The organism is Micromonospora andamanensis (assembly GCF_016863495.1).
GTDB lineage: Bacteria > Actinomycetota > Actinomycetes > Mycobacteriales > Micromonosporaceae > Micromonospora > Micromonospora andamanensis.
Map to the genome: position 1 here is coordinate 105,527 of NZ_BOOZ01000028.1, position 15,147 is coordinate 120,673.

The 15,147-nt window shown below is 70.2% G+C and carries 14 protein-coding genes and 2 pseudogenes; 5 read left to right on the top strand and 11 right to left on the bottom strand.

The genetic code is table 11. The features are described from left to right. Window positions 1-46 precede the first annotated feature (46 nt). A complete protein-coding gene (locus Van01_RS22590; protein WP_204011077.1) occupies window positions 47-283 on the top strand; it encodes a DUF2277 domain-containing protein in 237 nt (78 codons plus the stop codon). A 76-nt stretch (window positions 284-359) separates the two neighbouring features. On the opposite strand, the gene Van01_RS22595 is transcribed toward Van01_RS22590, so the two are convergent. Further along, window positions 360-839, bottom strand: coding sequence for a hypothetical protein (locus Van01_RS22595; RefSeq protein ID WP_204011080.1), 480 nt, complete (start codon window positions 837-839; stop codon window positions 360-362). Between the two features lie 215 nt (window positions 840-1,054). Further along, window positions 1,055-2,056, bottom strand: coding sequence for a selenide, water dikinase SelD (gene selD, locus Van01_RS22600; protein ID WP_204011083.1), 1,002 nt, complete (start codon window positions 2,054-2,056; stop codon window positions 1,055-1,057). Window positions 2,057-2,244: 188 nt separating this feature from the next. Here selD and Van01_RS22605 point away from each other — a divergent pair, with 188 nt between their 5' ends. From Van01_RS22605 to Van01_RS22620, 4 genes are all read left to right on the top strand, one after another. Then, the gene (locus Van01_RS22605) at window positions 2,245-2,991 is read left to right on the top strand and encodes an amino acid ABC transporter ATP-binding protein (protein WP_099847044.1); all 747 of its coding nucleotides are present in this window, start codon (window positions 2,245-2,247) and stop codon (window positions 2,989-2,991) included. 60 nt (window positions 2,992-3,051) lie between these two features. Next, window positions 3,052-3,918 carry a glutamate ABC transporter substrate-binding protein gene (locus tag Van01_RS22610; protein WP_204011086.1) on the top strand — a complete coding sequence of 289 codons (867 nt, stop codon included), beginning with the start codon at window positions 3,052-3,054 and terminating at the stop codon, window positions 3,916-3,918. Window positions 3,919-3,999: 81 nt separating this feature from the next. Next, on the top strand, window positions 4,000-4,674 hold the full coding sequence (locus Van01_RS22615) for an amino acid ABC transporter permease (protein ID WP_204011089.1): 675 nt from the start codon (window positions 4,000-4,002) through the stop codon (window positions 4,672-4,674). Further along, on the top strand, window positions 4,674-5,570 hold the full coding sequence (locus tag Van01_RS22620; RefSeq protein ID WP_204011092.1) for an amino acid ABC transporter permease: 897 nt from the start codon (window positions 4,674-4,676) through the stop codon (window positions 5,568-5,570). Before Van01_RS22615 ends, Van01_RS22620 begins: the two co-directional genes overlap by 1 nt. 64 nt (window positions 5,571-5,634) lie before the next feature. On the opposite strand, the gene rny is transcribed toward Van01_RS22620, so the two are convergent. The 9 genes and pseudogenes from rny to Van01_RS22655 form a co-directional block, all read right to left on the bottom strand. Then, complete coding sequence (rny, locus tag Van01_RS22625; protein WP_204011103.1) at window positions 5,635-7,401, bottom strand: ribonuclease Y; 1,767 nt, start codon at window positions 7,399-7,401, stop codon at window positions 5,635-5,637. Window positions 7,402-8,212: 811 nt separating this feature from the next. Then, window positions 8,213-8,986 carry a regulatory protein RecX gene (locus Van01_RS22630; protein WP_204011104.1) on the bottom strand — a complete coding sequence of 258 codons (774 nt, stop codon included), beginning with the start codon at window positions 8,984-8,986 and terminating at the stop codon, window positions 8,213-8,215. A 9-nt stretch (window positions 8,987-8,995) separates the two neighbouring features. Further along, window positions 8,996-9,496 (bottom strand): hypothetical protein, encoded by a 501-nt coding sequence (locus Van01_RS33535; protein ID WP_275410384.1) that lies wholly within the window; start codon window positions 9,494-9,496, stop codon window positions 8,996-8,998. 171 nt (window positions 9,497-9,667) lie between these two features. Continuing rightward, a pseudogene (locus Van01_RS33540) lies at window positions 9,668-10,222 on the bottom strand (LAGLIDADG endonuclease); the annotation flags it as partial. Window positions 10,223-10,282: 60 nt separating this feature from the next. Beyond that, a pseudogene (recA, locus tag Van01_RS33545) lies at window positions 10,283-11,134 on the bottom strand (recombinase RecA); the annotation flags it as partial. Between the two features lie 185 nt (window positions 11,135-11,319). Next, window positions 11,320-11,520: a DUF3046 domain-containing protein gene (locus Van01_RS22640; protein WP_204011106.1), complete on the bottom strand. Its 201-nt coding sequence runs from the start codon at window positions 11,518-11,520 to the stop codon at window positions 11,320-11,322. Window positions 11,521-11,524: 4 nt separating this feature from the next. After that, window positions 11,525-12,919 (bottom strand): MFS transporter, encoded by a 1,395-nt coding sequence (locus tag Van01_RS22645; RefSeq protein ID WP_204011108.1) that lies wholly within the window; start codon window positions 12,917-12,919, stop codon window positions 11,525-11,527. Between the two features lie 67 nt (window positions 12,920-12,986). Further along, window positions 12,987-14,126, bottom strand: a complete 1,140-nt coding sequence (locus tag Van01_RS22650) for an acyl-CoA dehydrogenase family protein (RefSeq protein WP_204011123.1) — start codon at window positions 14,124-14,126, stop codon at window positions 12,987-12,989. Window positions 14,127-14,203: 77 nt separating this feature from the next. Next, window positions 14,204-14,905, bottom strand: a complete 702-nt coding sequence (locus Van01_RS22655; protein ID WP_204011128.1) for a UdgX family uracil-DNA binding protein — start codon at window positions 14,903-14,905, stop codon at window positions 14,204-14,206. Window positions 14,906-15,147: the final 242 nt, after the last annotated feature.

Sequence of the window (15,147 nt, forward strand, 5' to 3'; positions counted from 1 at the left end):
ACAGCGTAGCCGGGCCCGAGTTGTCGGACGCAAACGAGGAGAAGCCATGTGCCGCAGCATCAAGACCCTGCGTGAGCCGTACACCCCGGAGGTCACCGACGCGGACGTGCGGGCCGCGGCGTTGCAGTACGTCCGGAAGATCTCCGGGTTCCGGGCACCGGCGGCGCACAACGCCGAGGCGTTCGACGCCGCGGTGGCCACGATCGCCGCTGCCACCCGCACCCTGCTCGACGAGCTGGTGGTGCGCGGCGGCACCCGACCCGCCGCCCCGGCCGGCAACTGAGTCGCCACGACTGCCGGGCCTGCGGCGGTCGGTGACGGCGGTAGCCAGGCGGTGTCGGCCGGCCGGTCGCCGGTCGTCAGGCGGCGGCCAGGGCCGGGTTCACCGAGTCGGGCGCCCAGCGGGAGCGGTGGCAACGCGACCAGCCCCGGCAGCGCGGGTCTGCCTCGGTGCACAGGCGGCGGTCGCTGAGCACCTCGCCGTCGTCGGTCTCGCGCACGTCGAAGTGCACCGGGCGGATGCTGCCGTCCGGGGCCACCAGCAGGTGCCGGGTGTCGTCGAGCGTGTCGTCACGCAGTAGGCAGTTGCGGCCGAGCAGTCGGGCCAGCGCCGCGATGCTCGGCAACTCCGGCAGCCCGTCCGGTACGCCGTAGCAGTCCACGATCGTGGCGAACTCCCCCGGCGCCTGCCAGACGTCGCAGACCACCGCGTACGCCGGCAGTCGCAGCGGATCCGCCACCGCCAGTGGCATCACCACCCGACCGAGCGCGTCGGCCAGCGCCGGGTAGACCTCCACCGGTCGTACCTGGTCGATTCTCCAGTTCCACAGCTCGGTCATGCCGTCTCCTCGCTGTGCTCGTCCCCACCGGCCTCCGGATCGGGCCTTACCGACGATGGTGCGGGGCATTTGCCCCCAGCCGTGGGCAAGTTACCGGTCTGTGACCATTCTGGCCCAAATTTCCCTGAGCTTCATCGCTCCAGGTAGCGGGAAGATGACAGTTTATCGGGTATGGTGCGCGTTCCCACGCAACGGCACGCTCGGGCCGACCCCGCTCAGCGCAGCACGATCCGGTGGTCGCCAGCGGGCAGCAGCTCACCGATCACCGGGGCACCCGGGATCTCCCCGACCACCAGCAGTCCGCCCGAGGTCTGCGCGTCGGCAAGCAACAGCCGGTCCGGCTCGGTCGCCGCGCCGAAATCGGTGGACGGGGTCACCCACTCCAGGTTGCGGCGGGAACCGCCGCTGACGTACCCGTCGCGGACCGCCTCGCGGGCACCTTCCAGGTACGGCACCCGCGCGATGTCGATCGCTACTGTCACCCGGCTCGCCCGGGCCAGCTTCGTGGCATGGCCGAGCAGACCGAACCCGGTCACGTCGGTGCCGCAGCGCACACCTGCCGCCACCGCCGCCCGCGCGGCGTCCCGGTTCAACGTGGTCATCGCCGCCACTGCCGCCGGGAAACTCTCGCCGGTGCTCTTGTGGCGGGTGTTGAGCACGCCGACGCCCAGTGGTTTGGTGAGCGACAGCGGCAGCCCGGCTCGCCCGGCGTCCAGGGTGATCAACTCCTCCGGCCGGACCAGCCCGGTCACCGCCAGGCCGTACTTCGGACCGTCGTCGTCGACGCTGTGCCCCCCGGCCAGGTGGCACCCGGCGGCGCGGGCCACGTCCAGACCGCCGCGCAGCACCTCCCGGGCCAACTCCAGCGGCAGCGCCTCCCGGGGCCAGCAGAGCAGGTTCAACGCGACAAGTGGGGTGCCGCCCATCGCGTACACGTCGGACAGGGCGTTCGTGGCGGCGATCCGACCCCAGTCGTACGCGTCGTCGACCACAGGCGTGAAGAAGTCAGCAGTGGTGACCAGGCCGGTGCGTTCGTCCAGCCGGACCACCGCCGCGTCGTCGCCGTGGTCGAGCCCGACCAGCAGCTCGGCGGTGCCGTCAGCGGGACCGGCGGCGGGACCAAGGTCGGCGACCATCGCCTCCAGCTCACCGGGCGGGATCTTGCAGGCGCACCCGCCGCCACGGGCGTAACGGGTCAGCCGCACGGGCTCGGTCATCCCCCCATGATCTCCGTCACGGGGACGGGACGCCAGTCGTGCCCGTCAAACTCGGACACCGGAGTCGGATCGTCGATGGTGTTACCGCTCCGTGACCATCTAGGTTGTGTTCCGCCACGTCACCACGCCTACAGTGGCCGCTACCGGGGGTCGACCGACTCCCGACAGCGACGAGGAGGACAGACGACGTGGCGACGGGCGAACCGCTCATCGTGCTGGACTCGGTAAACAAATGGTTCGGGCCGTTGCATGTGCTTGACGACGTCTCGCTGTCGGTGGGGCGGGGCGAGGTGGTCGTGGTGATCGGCCCGTCCGGCTCCGGCAAGTCGACGCTGTGCCGCACCATCAACCGGCTTGAGCCGATCAACTCCGGCACCATCACCTTCGACGGGCAGGCCCTGCCGGCCGAGGGCAAGGCCCTGGCCAAGCTGCGCAGCGAGGTCGGCATGGTGTTCCAGTCGTTCAACCTCTTCGCGCACAAGACGATCCTGGAGAACGTCACCCTCGGCCCGATCAAGGTCCGTAAGGAGAAGCCGGCGTCCGCCCGCGAGCGGGGTCTGGCCCTGCTCGACCGGGTCGGCATCGCCAACCAGGCCGACAAGTACCCGGCCCAGCTCTCCGGCGGCCAGCAGCAGCGCGCCGCGATCGCCCGCGCGCTTGCCATGCAGCCCAAGGCGATGCTCTTCGACGAGCCGACGAGCGCGCTCGACCCGGAGATGGTCGGCGAGGTGCTTGACGTGATGACCTCCCTGGCCCGCGACGGCATGACCATGGTCGTGGTCACCCACGAGATGGGTTTCGCGCGGCACGCGGCCAACCGGGTCATCTTCATGGCCGACGGCAAGCTCGTCGAGGATGCCGCTCCGACGGAGTTCTTCGCGAACCCGCGCAGCGAGCGTGCCAAGGACTTCCTCTCCAAAATCCTCACCCACTAGGCGTCCGGTAACGGAGATTGTCGTGACCCGGCAGGCTCCAGTCGAAGAAGGAGAACAGGTATGCGAATGAAGCGGATGGCGGCGGTCGCCGCCGTTGCCGGCCTCGCGGTAGCGATGACCGCCTGCGGCGGGGACAGCGACGAGGGCAATTCCGGCACGGGCGCCGGTGGCATCGTCGGCAAGGCCGAGGGCCAGAAGAAGCTGGTCATCGGCGTCAAGGCCGACCAGCCCGGCCTGGGCCTGCAGACCGGCAGCCAGTACGAGGGCTTCGACGTGGAGATCGCGAAGATCATCGCGAAGGGCCTCGGCGTCGAGGAGAGCGGCATCGAGTGGAAGACCACCGTGTCGGCCAACCGGGAGCCCTTCATCGAGCAGGGCACCGTCGACCTCGTGGTCGCCACCTACACCATCAACGACGAGCGCAAGCAGAAGATCAACTTCGCCGGCCCGTACTACGTCGCCGGCCAGGACCTGCTCGTCAAGTCCGACTCCACGCTCACCGGTCCGGACCAGCTGGCCGGTAAGACGGTCTGCTCGGTGACCGGCTCCACCCCGGCCAAGCGGATCCAGGAGAACTACCCGGACGCTCGGCTCCAGCAGTTCGACGCGTACTCCAAGTGCCTGCCGCTGCTGGAGAACGGCCAGGTCGACGCGGTGACCACCGACGACATCATCCTCGCCGGCTACGCCGCGCAGGACCAGTACGCCGGCAAGTTCAAGGTCGTCGGCAGCACCTTCTCCGACGAGCCGTACGGCATCGGCCTGAAGAAGGACGACACCGACGGTTGCGAGAAGGTCAACGAGATCCTCAAGACCGCTGCCGAGGACGGCAGCTACAAGGCCGCCTGGGACGCCACCCTGGGCAAGAGCGGCACCCCCGCGCCCGAGCTGGACACCACCAAGCTGACCCACTGCGGCGCAGCCTGACCGGTACCGGAGCCGGCACCCCCAGCGGGTGCCGGCTCCGGCCTGTCACCGGCCGCCGCCACGTGCCCCGGGAGCCGAAGCATGCACGTATTCACTGATCCGGACAACTTCGACGCGTACGTGTCGGGTTTCCTCTGGATCCTCAAGCTGACAGGCGCGTCCGCGGTCTGCGCGCTGGTGATCGGCGTACTGCTGGCCGCGATGCGGGTCTCCCCCGTACCCGTGCTGCGCGGCTTCGGCGCGGCCTGGGTCAACGTCTTCCGTAACACCCCGCTGACGCTCGTCATCTTCTTCTGCTACTTCGGCCTCTTCGCCACCCTCGGCCTGAGCCTGTCGCAGGACCTGGACCTCAACATCTACTGGCTCGGCGTGATCGGTCTGTCGGTCTACACCGCCGCCTTCGTCTGCGAGGCGGTGCGCTCGGGCATCAACACCGTGCCGACCGGTCAGGCCGAGGCGGCCCGGGCGATCGGCCTCTCCTTCGCCCAGACCCTGCGGATCGTGGTGCTGCCGCAGGCGGCGCGCTCGGTGATCGCGCCGCTCGGCAGCATCCTGATCGCGCTCTGCAAGAACGCCACAATCGTCGGCACCATCGGCTTGCTGGAGTCCTCAAACATCATGAAGGACCTGATCAACAGCAACGGTGACGCCGTCATCCCGATCTTCCTGGTCTTCGCCGGCACCTTCGCCGCTCTCCTGATTCCCACCGGCTACTTCTTCGGCTGGCTGGCCAACCGTCTGGCGGTGAAGCGCTGATGAGCACCAGCAGCGTCCTCTACGACCACCCGGGGCCCCGGGCCAAGGTGCGCAACGCGGTGCTGAGCGTCATCTTCGGCGTCGCGCTGCTCGGCCTGCTCTACTGGATCTACACCAGATTCGACGAGGCCAACCAGTGGGAGTCCTGGCTGTGGGAGCCGTTCACCCGGTCGACCACCTGGACGCAGTTCATCCTGCCGGGCCTGTGGGCGACCCTGAAGGCGGCCGGCGTCGGCATGGTGCTGTCGCTCGCCTTCGGCATCATCTTCGCCTTCGGCCGGCTCTCCGACCGATTGTGGATCAGTGTGCCGGCCGGCGCGGTGGTGGAGTTCTTCCGCGCGGTGCCGCTGCTGCTGATGATCTTCTTCATCTTCTACGGCGTACCATTCCTCATCCAGGGCCCGGTGACCGCCTTCTGGGCCGTGGTGATCGGTCTGACCCTCTACAACGGCTCGGTGCTGGCCGAAGCGTTCCGAGCCGGCATCCGGGCCGTGCCGGGCGGACAGTCCGAGGCGGCGTACGCGGTAGGCATGCGTAAGAACCAGGTCATGCGGCTGATCCTGCTCCCGCAGGCGGCCCGCGCCATGCTGCCGATCATCGTCAGCCAACTGGTGGTGCTGCTCAAGGACACCGCGCTCGGGTACATCGTGGCCTACCCCGAGCTGCTCCAACGCGGGGTCAACGACCTCGCCGCCAACTACGGCAACATCATCCCCGCGGCCATGGTGATCGCGGTTATCTACATCGTCATCAATTCGCTGCTCACCTGGTTCGCCGGCTGGTTGGACCGCCGCACCGGTATCCGATCCTTCCGGATGCCCAGGCAGACCGGCCCGGTCGCCCCCGCCAACGCCGCCCCCGGCGGTGACGGCACAGTGGCGGAGCCGCAGGGCTGAGCCCCCGAAGATGGATGCGGCGCCGGCCATAAGGCCGGCGCCGCGCTGTTTCACAGCCCCCGAATCAGCGGGCGATCTCGGTGACCCGGGACTCGCGCACCACCGTCACCCGGATCTGACCGGGATAGGTCAGCTCCTCCTCGACCTGCTTGGCCACGTCCCGGGCCAGCACTGCCGCGCCGATGTCGTCGACATCGTCAGGCTTCACCATCACCCGGATCTCCCGGCCCGCCTGCATAGCGAAAACCTTCTCCACGCCCTGCTTGCCGGCCGCGATCTCCTCGATCCGCTCCAGCCGCTTGACGTACGCCTCAAGGCTCTCCCGCCGCGCCCCCGGCCGCCCGCCCGAGCAGGCGTCGGACGCCTGGGTCAGCACCGCCTCCACGGTCTGCGGCGGCACCTCGTTGTGGTGCGCCTCGATCGCGTGCACCACGTCCTCGCTCTCGCCGTACTTGCGCGCCACGTCGGCGCCGACGATCGCGTGACTCCCCTCGACCTCGTGGGTGAGCGCCTTACCGATGTCGTGCAGGAACGCCGACCGCTTGATCAACGGAACGTCCAGCCGCAGCTCGGCAGCCATCATGCCGGCGATGTGCGCGGTCTCCACCAGGTGCTTGAGCACGTTCTGCCCGTACGAGGTGCGGTAACGCAACCGGCCCAGCAGGTTGACCAGCTCCGGGTGGATCTCGGTGATGCCGACCTCCACCAGGGCGTCCTCGGCAGCCCGGTGACAGAGCTGGTCCACCTCCTGCCGGGCCAGCTCGTGCACCTCCTCGATCCGGTGCGGGTGGATCCGGCCGTCGAGCACCAGCTTCTCCAGCGTCAACCGGCCCACCTCCCGGCGGACCGGGTCGAAGCAGGACAGCAGCACCGCCTCGGGAGTGTCGTCGATGATCAGGTTGACCCCGGTGACCGACTCGAAGGCCCGGATGTTGCGGCCCTCCCGACCGATGATCCGCCCCTTCATCTCGTCGCCCGGCAGGTGCAGCACACTCACCACGCTCTCGGCGGTCTGCTCGCTGGCCACCCGCTGGATCGCGTCGACCACGATGTGCCGGGCCCGCTGCTCGGCGGTGGACCTGGCGTCGGACTCGATGTCCCGGACCAGCAGCGCGGCCTCCCGCTTCGCCTGGCCCTCGATCGCCTCGATCAACTCGGCCCGCGCGGCGTCGGCGGTCAACTCGGCGACCCGCTCCAACTCACGCCGACGCTGGTTCTCCGCCTCGGCCAGCTCGGCCTCCCGCTCGGCCAACGCCGCCTCACGGGCGGCCAGCGCGGCATTCGCCGCCGTGAGCTGGCGCTCCCGTTCCGCGAGCCGCTCCACCTCCTCGGTGTGCAGCCGCTCCCGCTCGTCCATCCGGGTCGCCCGCCGCTCCACCTCGGCGGCCTGCTCCCGGGTGGTCGCGGCGAGCACCGCCACCTCCCGTTCGCCACTGCGCCGGGCCGCGGTGCGCAACTGCTCGGCATCCGCCTCGGCCTGCTTGTGCGCCCGTTCGAGCACCGTGTCCGCCTCGGCGCGGGCGTCGTCGAGCACCCGACGGGCCTCCGCCCGAGCCGCCTTCGCCTCGGCCTTGGCCGCCGCCGCCTCCGTACGGGCCGCCGCCGCAGCGGACTTCGCCACGTCGATAGTGCTGTTGACCTCGTCTGCTGCGGTACGCAGCGCGGCAAGCGACTGCTCCTGCCGGTCCTTCTCCGCGACGTACGCGGGATCCTCAGGTGCCGGACGCGTCAACAGTCCCCGAATCAACCGCACCCCGAACAGGACCGCGCCGAGCACCACGAGAGTCAGCACCAGCACGGCGGTCAGGATCACGACATCGAAGGCGCTCACGAGGCGACTCCGTCCGGCCGGTCACCACGATGAGCCACCACACCTACGACTTCCCCGGCACCCCCGAGCCCGGCCACGGCGGCACCGGAAGACGACCCAGGCTGCTGCCCCGGCGACCCCGAACCCTGCTCACCGTCGTCGGCGGCCTCGGACTCCGCCGCCCCCGAAGTGCCGCGCCCCCCGCTCATGCCGACACTCCGCTCCGCCGCGCACCCCGACCGGGCAGCGCCGGACACAGCCTCAAGGTCGGCCCGCTCCGCTCGCTCATGTCGGGACTCCGGTGAACCTGTGCCGCCTCGCCATGGCGCGCCTCCCCTGAACCGTCGCGCCGCAACAGCCTGCCGGGTGGGCATGCTCCTGCGACTCTGGACGCCCGACCGGAGCGCGTGGCCGTGGGTTGGCTTTCTCCGCCGGCGTCCCAGACGGACACCGGCGGGCCGGGTGCAGTGTCACGCGAGCCCGGACCGGCCTGTCCGAAGCTGACGTACGCGGCCGAGGGTTCCGGCCAAAGTGATGCTGTTCTGTTACGGGATCTATGTTGTGCGCTTAGCCTGCGCTTGGTCGGGCAATGTGAGCCTTTATGGCGAGGCTAGGTCCCAACCGGCCTCCGGTCAAGAACAGATGATCAAACCACCCGGACGGAGAGAAGTTAACTCGTCACCCTCCGGTGATGAATACTCGGACGCCAGCGGGCAAAAAAGACGAAAACCCGACGCCGAGTTGACTCATCCGGGCTGGTCAGGTCAACGGACCCGGGCGCTGCCGGAGTCGGACCGACGGTAAGCGGTCGATCTCGCCCTGGACGTCGGCGTCAGCGGTCGATCTCGCCCTCGGCGTCGGCGAGGGCGTCGGCGTCGATCTGCTCGGCGAACTCGGCCGCCTCAGCGCTCTGCGCGGCGATCGCGTCCTTCACCGCCCGGATCGCGACACCTGCCGGGTAGCCCTTGCGGGCCAGCATGCCGACCAGCCGCCGGAACACCGCGTCCGGCTCACCTCGGGCGGTACGCAGCTTTCGGTCCACCAGGGCGCGGGCAGTCTCCGCCTCGGTGGTCTCGTCCAACTCGTCAAGCGCCTCGCTGGCCGTGTCACCGTCCACGCCACGCTGGCGCAGCTCGTTGGCAAGCGCCCGCCGGGCCAGGCCACGGCCGGCATGCCGGCTGCTCACCCAGGCCCGGGCGAACGCAGCATCGTCGATGATGCCCACCTCGTCGTACCTGTCGAGAACCTGGCTGGCGGTCTCCTCGGAGATGCCCCGCCGCGCCAACGCGCCGGCCAGCTCGGCCCGAGTACGCGGGCGCACCGCGAGCTGCCGCAGACAGATCTCCCGGGCCACCTCGGCCTCGTCGCGAGGCGCGGAAGCCGCCTCGCCGCGCGCCGAACCGCCGGCCCGCCTGGCGGAACCGGCTGCACCCCAGGCCGGGGCGCCTGGAGCCGACGCGTCCCGGGGATCAGCCGACGCCGGGTCACCCGGGTCTGCGGCGTTCCCGGCGGCGCGGCGGCCTCGGCGAGGACGCGGTGTGGGGTCGCCCGCTCGGGGCGGGCTGGCATCCCAGCCCCGCCCCGAGCGGGCACGTCGTCCTGCCACGACTCAGGATCAGAAGTCGACAGGCGGCAGCTCCGGGCCACCGGCGGCGTCGCCCGCGCCGACCCCGACGCCGAGCTTCTCCAGGATCTTCTTCTCGATCTCGGCAGCCACGTCCGGGTTCTCCCGGAGGAACTCGCGGGCCTTCTCCTTGCCCTGGCCCAGCTGGTCGCCCTCGTAGGTGTACCAGGCACCGGACTTGCGGATGATCGACTGCTCGACGCCGACGTCGATGAGCGATCCCTCGCGAGAGATGCCCTTGCCGTACATGATGTCGAACTCGGCCTGCTTGAACGGGGCCGCGACCTTGTTCTTCACGACCTTCACTCGGGTGCGGTTACCGACCACGTCGGTGCCGTCCTTCAGGCTCTCGATGCGCCGCACGTCGAGCCGGACCGAGGCGTAGAACTTCAGCGCCCGCCCACCGGTGGTGGTCTCGGGGCTGTTGTGCACCATGACGCCGTCGACGAAGTAGTTGTGGTTGCCCTCGACCTCGATGTCGAACCGGTTCATCGAGCGGGTCTTCGGCTTGACCCGGACATCGATGATCCGTGCGGGTACCGGCATCAGCTCCGCCGGGACGAACTGCGGCTCGACGGCACACTGGCCCCGGAAGCGCGGCAGCAGCTTGGACTCCATCGCCGCCGGCACGTAGGGAGCAACCAGTTCCTGGAACTTCGCCGACGACTCCGTGGTGAAGATGATCGACGCCGTCTGCCGGGACCCCCGGGCGACCAGCTTCACGTCCATGCCGTACGCGTCACGCAGATGCTCGACCAGACGGTCGCGGCTGCCCTCCGCCATCGCCTCGACGCAGATCTCGATCCGGCCGGAGCCGCCAACCGTGCGCTCCTGCAAGCCCTTGGAGCGGACGGTGAAGCAGCCATCGTCCATGTACCACACGGCGAGGGCGAGCGGGGTCAGCGCCTTGAGGTAGTCCCAGCTGAGGTGCTTCTTGCCGTCGCCCAGGTAGACCGCACGGCGCAGCTCGTCCAATTCCGGCAGCGGGGTGAAATCCACGAAGGCCGCGCCACGGTCGTCGGTACGCCGGGAGTGGCCGATGTTGCCGAGCAGCGAGACCTTCCAGTCGAGGTAGTCGACCTGCTGTGCACCATGGCCGAGCCGGAAGCGGACACCGGAGCGGTCCTGCCGGTTCGGCGACAGAGCGCCGTCACCCATCAGCGAACCGAGCATGACCTGCCACTGCTGCTCGCTGAGGCGTCGTGACTCGGCGAGCATCACCCGGTCACCGGCGATCAACTCGCCCGCCTCCCGCCAGCCGCCGGGAGTGCGTACCAGGTGGTTGGCGGTGGCGGCGAACTGCGCCCGCCCGTTGCCGCCCGACTTGGCGACCGTGAACTGGAGGAACTGCTCCGCCGGACCGTTGTTGAACCAGTTGGTGATCCGCTTCGGCTCCACCCGGTCGGTTTCCGGGTTGTAGGAGAGGACCTCGACGTCCATCCGCTGGTTGACGATCTTGCCGATCTTCTCCTGCGTGCCGTCCGCCAGCGTGACCCGGGTCGAGTACGACATGCAGCCGAACATGACGCCGATCTTCTCGCGGAGCTGGTTGATGAAGATCGCGGTGGTGCCGGTGTTGTTGAGCACACCGGTGATCTTCCGCAGCGCCTGGCTCATCAGCCGGGCCTGCAGACCCACGTGGCTGTCGCCCATCTCGCCCTCGATCTCGGCGCGCGGCACCAGCGCGGCGACCGAGTCGATCACGATGATGTCGATCGCGCCGGAGCGGACCAGCATGTCCGCGATCTCCAGCGCCTGCTCGCCGGTGTCCGGCTGGGAGACCAGCAGGGCGTCGGTGTCGACGCCCAGCGCCTTTGCGTATTCCGGATCGAGCGCGTGCTCGGCGTCGATGAAGGCGGCGATGCCGCCGGCCCGCTGGGCGTTGGCCACCGCGTGCAGGGCGACAGTGGTCTTACCGCTGCTCTCCGGGCCGTAGACCTCGACGACCCGGCCACGGGGCAGACCACCCACGCCGAGCGCCACGTCGAGCGCGATGGAACCGGTCGGAATGACCGAGGTCTGGATGACCGGCCGCTCCCCCAGTCGCATCACCGAGCCCTTGCCGAACTGCTTGTCGATCTGAGCGAGAGCAAGGTCGAGCGCCTTCTCCCGGTCAGGACCTGCCGCCATCGTTGCCACCCCTGCCTTCGCCGGCGTCTTTCCTGAGCTTCGCGTCACGCGGGACACGCTAGGCGCTGGGTCCGACAGAAAACCAGCCGACTGGCCGTGGCCTGTGGACGAGCACCCCGCTGTGGACAATAGCCGAACAGGTGTACGACTCGGCAAGAGACACGCGGAAGTAACGAATCGACTGCTCAGCGTAGCCGGGCGGGCACCCGGTCGGGATAGGCGGCGACCACGGCGCGCCACACCACGTGCGTCTCCACGCCGGCCTTGAGGGCCTGCTCGATGGTCCGCCCGCCGAGTTCCGGCAACACCTGGTCGCTGGCGATGCTCGCCGCGTACGCCGGCCCGAACGCCTCGGCCAGGCGTGCCCAGAAGTCGGTCAGCCGCACGTGATCAGTCCTCCCTGTCCGGTGCACCCACCGGCACCGGACGCAACGCTAGCGCCAGCAGGGGCGCCACCGCGACCGCGGCGAGCAGGGTCAGCACCGGATAGCCCGCCAGTTGCATGACAAACCCGCTCAGTGCCCCCGCCAGCGCTCCGGCCAGCCCCATGAGCAGGTCGGACAGCCCCTGCGCGCTGGGTCGCACCTGGTCCGGTACCGACTCCGACAGCAGTGTGGAACCGGCCACCATGGTCGCCGACCAGCCGAGCCCGAGCAGGATGAGCCCGAGGGTGAGCCGGGGCGTGTGGTGCCCGGCGGTGCCGGCGACCGCGCAGGCGGCCAGCAGCGTCCCGATCCCACCGAGGATGACCGGTCGCCTACCGAACCGGTCGGCGAGCCAACCGACCACCGGTGCCAGCGCGTACATGCCGGCGATGTGCAGGCTCAGCACCAGCCCGACCACCGGCAGCACCTCGTCGAGGGCGTGGTACTCCCGCAGGTGCACCGGGGTCATCGCCATCACCGCCACCATCACCAGGTGGCCCACGGCCACGGCGGCGACGCCGAGCCGGGCGGCCGGTCGGGCGCGTACCACCGACCAGGCGGCGCGCATGCCCGCGCCGCGCCGGGCCGGCGGTGTCGGAGCCGCGACCGGCTCGGCCACCGGAACGGTGCCGGCCGGGGCGAGCGTGGCCGGCTCCGCCGGGGTCGGTGCTGGACCGGCCGACGAGGTCGGCCCGGGCTCGCGGGCGCGGGCCGCCGCGAGTCGGCGCGCGGTGAGCAGCGGATCGGGCCGCAACCACAGCAGCAGTACGCCGGCGGCGAGCACGAACGCGACGGCGCTGAACGCGAACGGGCCGGACAGCGCCGGCAGTCCCCAGCCGCTCGTGGTCCGGTCGGCGAGCGCGGCGAAGTTCGGGGCGGCCACCGCGCCGATGGTGGTGGCCCAGACGATGAGCGACAACTGTCGGGCGCGACGGTCCGGTTCGGCGAGGTCGACAGCGGCGTAGCGGGCCTGGAGGTTGGCGGCGGAGCCGCCGCCGAAGAGGAGCATGCCGAGGAAGAGCAGCGGAACCCAGCGGGTCGCCGCGGCGAGCACGACGAGCACCCCGCCCAGAGCGCCGACCAGGTACGCGACGGCCAGGCCGGGGCGGCGGCCGTATCCGGTGATGATCCGGGTGACCGGCACGGCGAGCAGGGCGGCACCGATCACTGCGGCGCTCTGCGCCAGGCCGGCCACGGCGGTGCCGGCGATCTCGGCGGCGAGCAGGGCACCGACCGCGATGCCGATGGTCACTCCGATGCCGCCGACGATCTGGGTGGTGAAGAGCAACCGCAGGGTACGCCGTTGGATCGGCGCGACCTCCGGGTGCGCCGCCGACGTGGTGGTCAGGTCAGTGGCCAACGGGAGGCTCCTTGGTAAGGGGTGACCATCCTTTCGCACCCGACCGACAGCCGGCAGCCCGGTTTCGTCACAGGCCCAGTCCGCGACCGATGATCTCCTTCATGATCTCGGTGGTACCGCCGTAGATGGTCTGCACCCGGCTGTCCAGCCAGGCCCGCGCCACCGGGTACTCCGCCATGAAGCCGTAGCCGCCGTGCAACTGCACGCACCTGTCGGCGACCCGGTTCTGCAACTCGGTGGTCCACCACTTGGCCTTGGCCGCGTCGGTCACCGAGAGCCGGCCGGCGTTGAACTCGGCGACGCAGTGGTTGACGAAGGTCCGCGCGATGGTGACCTCGGTGTCCAGTTCGGCGAGGAGAAACCGGTTGTGCTGGAACTTCCCGATCGGCCGGCCGAACGCCTCACGGGTCCGCGCGTAGTCGAGGGTCAGCGCGAGCAGCCGTTCCGCGGCGGCGACCGCGGCCACGGCGATGCTGAGCCGTTCCCGGGGCAGGTTGGCCATCAGGTGGTAGAAGCCGTGGTTCTCGGTGCCGATGAGATTGGTGGCCGGTACCCGGCAGTCGTCGAAGAAGAGTTCGGCTGTGTCGTTGGCCTTCAACCCGACCTTGGCCAGTCGACGGCCCCGGGTGAAGCCGTCGGTTCCGGTCTCCACCGCGACCAGGCTGACCCCGTGGGCACCCTCGTCGGCGGTCCGGGCCACCACGATCACCAGGTCGGCCAGCTCGCCGTTGGTGATGAACGTCTTCTGCCCGTTGAGCACGAGGCTGTCGCCGTCACGGACGGCTGTGGTCCGTACGCCGGCCAGGTCGGAGCCGGCACCGGGTTCGCTCATCGCGATGGCGGTGACCAGGTCGCCGGAGCAGAACCGGTGTAGCCAGCGCTTGCGCTGCTCCTCGGTGGTCAGCTCGGTGAGGTAGGGCGCGACGACGTCGTTGTGCAGGCCGAAGCCGAGCCCGGAGCAGCCCGAGTTGACGATCTCCTCGACGAGGACGGCGTTGTACCGGAAGTCCTGTTGTCCGCCGCCGCCGTACTCGGGGTCGACGTCCATGCCGAGCAGCCCGGCGGCGCCGGCCTTGCGCCACACCTCGCGGTCGACGATCCCGTCGGCCTCCCAGCGTTCGTGGTGCGGCACCGCCTCCCGGTTCAGGAACGTGCGGCACAGCTCGCGGAACTCGTCGTGGTCGCGGTCGTAGAGATGCTGCTGCATGGCGGCAAGTGTGGCACCGTCCGCAGCTCCGTCGCGTGGTCGGTGCCGGCGCTGCGGCTGAGGGCGAGCGTGGCAGGTCAGCCGGCGAGAGCGCGGGCGACGACTGTGAGGTCGGCGACCAGTCCGTCGTACGCCACGTCCTGGTTGTCGGCGCGGAGCACGGCGGAGGGGTGGATGGTGGCCAGCAGTTGGGCCGGCGGCGCGTTGGTGGTCCCCCCGGCGCTGTCGACAGGTACCCGCTGGAAGTCCTCCGGGTGTTGCGCGGCGGCCGGCCAGGGCAGCAGTTCGCCGCGCTGCCGGGTGACCCGGAAGGCCGGGCCGAGCAGGGCTTTGGCGGCGGTCGCCCCGAGCACCACAATCACTTCCGGGTTCAGCTTGGCGAACTCGGCGACCAGCCAGGGCCGGCAGGCGGTGATGTGCACCCGATCGGGGGTCTGGTGGATGCGCCGCTTGCCGCGCATCTCGAAGCGGAAGTGCTTGACCGCGTTCGTGAGGTAAATGTGCCCCGGGTCCAGCCCGGCGTCGTCGACCGCCTTGCGCAGCAGTCGACCGGCGGGGCCGACGAAGGGCAGCCCCTTCTGGTCCTCCATGTCGCCGGGCTGCTCGCCGACGAAGACCACTCGGGCGGTGGTGTCGCCCCGGCCGAAGACGGTCTGTGAGGCGTCCCGGTACAGCTCGCAGCCTCGGCAGCCGCTGGCGGCGGCGCGCAGTTCGTCGAGCGTGTCGGCCTGCGGCGGAATGAACCGCTGGGCGCCGGGCGCGGTCTCGGTGTCGGCCATGGCGACTGTTCTACCCGCTGTGACGCGGCCCACGCGAGCAGGAGCGCGGGTTGATGCCGACTTTCGGCACCTCGTCCAGCAAACCGGCCACCCGAGAGGCAACCCCGAGGACGACAAGCCCCAGGGCGGCCAGCCCAGGGAAAGCCGGCCCCAGGGCGGCCTGCCCGAGGAAGCCAGGCCCCCGCAGAAGCCAGGCCCCCGCAGAAGCCAGGCCCCCGCACGGGGAAGCCCGACTCGCACAC